Below are 3,505 nucleotides of genomic sequence, written 5' to 3' on the forward strand. Positions count from 1 at the left end.
CATCTGGGTTTTTATATCATTATTGTTTCTCTTTGTTTTATTGAAACTTCCCATGCCTGTAATTGATCTTATGATCATTCCTGTTTATATTATTACCATAATTTTTCTTATCCTCGTTTTATTCCTACCCGAAATTAAAGGTTCGCACCGCTGGATATTTCTGGGACCGGTTAATTTCCAGCCTTCGGAACTGGCAAAACTTGTTACGATCCTGTTTGTGGCTAAACTTATCTCCAAACCATATATCACAGAATGGCAGATATTGCTTCGTTCTTTTGCAGTCGTTCTCCTACCCGTGATCCTCATTCTTCTCGAACCTGATCTGGGAACAGCCCTGACCTTGATGATCAGTTTATTCGCGATGTTATTGTTTTCCGGTTTACCTGTTTTCTTTCTAATTTTGATCATCAGTCCGGTCTTGAGCATTATCACTTCATTCTCTTTGCCAGTATTTTTAATTTATATTTTAATATTATTGTTTTTACTTTATAAAACTCGTTTATCTCTTGTTGCTATTGGCTTTGCCGGAGTTTTGAATGCTTTTATATTTTTCATAACTCCTGTTATCTGGAATGGTCTGAAAACATATCAGCAAAACAGGATATTGTCATTTATCGATCCCATGCGTGATCCCCTTGGAGCAGGTTATCAGATCATCCAGTCAAAAATAGCGATCGGTTCGGGAAATATCTTTGGAAAAGGCTTTTTAATGGGAACGCAAAAGAACCTGAATTTCCTTCCTGAACACCATACAGACTTCATTTTTTCCGTAATTGGTGAAGAATTTGGTTTTTTTGGTTGCCTGATTATTTTAGTTTTATTTTTTGTGTTCCTGATGAGAATGATGAAAGGGATAAATAAATTGAAAAGACCGGGAATGAAGTATGCCGGAATGGGAATTTTATCCTATCTGACCTTCCAGGTCTTTGTTAATATCGGGATGAACATCGGTATAGTTCCGACAACCGGAATTCCTTTACCTTTTATCAGTTATGGCGGTTCTAATTTGCTTATCAATGTTATTTCCGTTGGCATCATCCTGAAATATCTGAAAGAGAGAAGTATCTTTGAATGAGGACTCCAACTCCTATGCAATCTAGTCAATGGATTCTGCAACAATTAAAATTGTCATTGCGAGGAGTCTTGCAAAGGAATTCCTGCGAAGCAATCTCCAACTCTAACTTTGTGATAAGAAAGAGATTACTTCGGTCGATGCCAGCAAGAGAGAACTCGTAATGACAGTTCATTTTTGATAATCCTTCAAAAATACCCAGTTATGCAGAACTCAAATCTTGTCAAATGCAGGAGGAATAGATAATCGAACTAATGAAAAAATATCTATATTTGTTTTTAATTTTGGTAAACGGTTGTTTTTTTCAGACTCTTTCCCAGTTCTCTGAAAATGACATTATCGGCAAAGAGAATAAAATTCCTAATTCCGGTTTTGAAGAAGGCAATTACAAATATGAAAAAACTCCGGATAAATGGCTGATCGTGAATAAACCTGAAAATCTGATTTTCTGGGAAAATGGGATCAATCATGGCGGAGAAAGATGTTTGATGATAAAAAATCCCAATCAGAAGATCAACATTTTTTCGGATGCGATAAATATTCATCCGGAAGAAATCTATTATTCCCGCTGTTTTGTCCGCGCTGATAAATCATCTAATGCTTCAGTAACTTTGTTATTTCTTGCCTTTGATATTACCGGGAAAAGAGTTAACAGGTTTGCTAGAAAAATCAAACCAGGTAAAGAGTGGTCGCAGATTGAACTCACAACAGGATATTTTAAGAATTCTGCCCTTTTTGGCCGGGTAGTGATTTCCATACCTAAAAAATCAGATATAACTTTCTGGATAGATGATGTAGAGAGTTATAAGGTTTATAAATTTCGAAAAAGATGGGAGGAAGAATGAGCAAAAAGTATGTTTATGACAGGAAAAAATTCAGTGTTCCGGTTACTAAAGCAGAGCCCTTAAGCTCGATTCAGTTCATTGTCGATGATTTTATTAATAAAAAGGTCACATTTTGTATCGATGGCGCAGGAGAATCCTGGGAATTATGGAGAATGGTTGAGGATAATGATAGTGATAAGATCAAGAAAAACGGCTCACCTGAAGAACCGAAATACCTTTATGTGGAAGGAGAAGAAATAAAAAAATACGATAAGATTTAGGATTTTTTATAACTTGCCAACCGGCAGCTGCCTGTTGGCAAGTTATAAATAGAGGAAGAATCAATAAAGATAATTTAATTATTGAAAAAATTAATCAACTACATGACGAACGACTTTGTAGTACATCTCGATCCATTTTTCTGCTGAAAAAGCTGCTATCGCTCCATCAGAAGCTGCTGTTACAACTTGCCTGAGAACTTTATGTACAATATCACCGGCAGCATAAACTCCCGGAAAATTTGTATGCATAGTCTCATCCGCAACAATAAAGCCCTGTTCATCCAATTTCACTTTTGATGCAATCAGCTGGTTGTTGGGATTGATCCCTACATAAATAAAAACTCCATCAACTTTTAACTCGCTTGTCTTTTTTGTTTTTTTGTTATATAAAACTAAATCTTCAACAAAAGTTTTTCCTTTAATTTCTCGAACAACAGAGTCCAGGACAAACTCTATTTTTTCGTTTTTAAATGCTCTTTCCTGAACAATTTTTACTGCTCGCAATTGATCACGCCGGTGAATAAGATAGACTTTTTTAGCGAATCTGGTCAGGAAAATCGCTTCCTCGACGGCTGAATCTCCTCCGCCAACTACAGCAACAACTTTATCACGGTATAAAGCTCCATCGCAGGTTGCACAATAAGAAACTCCTCTTCCGGTCAATCTTTCTTCTCCAGGCACTTCTAACTTTTTAGGATTAGCTCCAGTTGCAATAATAATTGTCTTAAACTTATATTCCTGCTGATTTGTTTTAATGATCTTGTCATACTCATCAAAAGTGATTGAAACTACTTCTTCATCTTTGAATTCAGCTTTGAATTTATCAGCCTGTTTCTTCATTTTGTCAATAATATCAAAACCGCTCATGTTTTCTTCAAATCCGGGATAATTTTCAACATCTGCTGTCAGAACAATTTGTCCGCCAACTAAACCTCTCTCAAAAACAACTGTATGTAAACCGCCGCGGGCAGCATAAATCGCAGCACTTAATCCTGCTGGACCTGCTCCAATTATAGCAACATCATATTGCATGAAACTCCTCCGATTAGTTCAAGTTTGACCCTGAATTTTTTATCGAATAATATAACCACTGGTTATTATTATGCAAATATTCTTTTATGTAGTGACTGAACGAAAATTCGATGTTCTCGCAAAAAGGAAACTTGACTTAAGACGAAGTCTTGAGTTAAGTTGACTGGCATCAGCGGATTAGAAAACTTAAATCAAGTCAGCTAAAGCAAACTTAATTCAAGTTTCAGTAATTCCGGTGGTTTTCGTTCAAGCACTATGTATTAAATATTTTTTAGACTGAAATTATGGGGTAATAA

Annotated in this window: 4 protein-coding genes; 3 read left to right on the forward strand and 1 reads right to left on the reverse strand. The window is 35.9% G+C overall.

Going from position 1 to position 3,505, the window contains the following annotated elements; genetic code table 11:
* From ENL20_01585 to ENL20_01595, 3 genes are all read left to right on the forward strand, one after another.
* Positions 1–1,075 (forward strand): rod shape-determining protein RodA (locus ENL20_01585; GenBank protein HHE37250.1); only part of this gene is annotated, 1,075 nt, incomplete at its 5' end.
* Positions 1,076–1,326: 251 nt separating this feature from the next.
* Positions 1,327–1,917, forward strand: a complete 591-nt coding sequence (locus ENL20_01590) for a hypothetical protein (GenBank protein ID HHE37251.1) — start codon at positions 1,327–1,329, stop codon at positions 1,915–1,917.
* Positions 1,890–2,177, forward strand: coding sequence for a hypothetical protein (locus tag ENL20_01595; protein ID HHE37252.1), 288 nt, complete (start codon positions 1,890–1,892; stop codon positions 2,175–2,177). Before ENL20_01590 ends, ENL20_01595 begins: the two co-directional genes overlap by 28 nt.
* A 90-nt stretch (positions 2,178–2,267) precedes the next feature.
* Here ENL20_01595 and trxB read toward each other — a convergent pair whose 3' ends face one another.
* On the reverse strand, positions 2,268–3,209 hold the full coding sequence (trxB, locus tag ENL20_01600) for a thioredoxin-disulfide reductase (protein ID HHE37253.1): 942 nt from the start codon (positions 3,207–3,209) through the stop codon (positions 2,268–2,270).
* Between the last annotated feature and the right edge of the window lie 296 nt (positions 3,210–3,505).

This window comes from Candidatus Cloacimonadota bacterium, assembly GCA_011372345.1.
Classification (GTDB): Bacteria; Cloacimonadota; Cloacimonadia; order Cloacimonadales; family TCS61; genus DRTC01.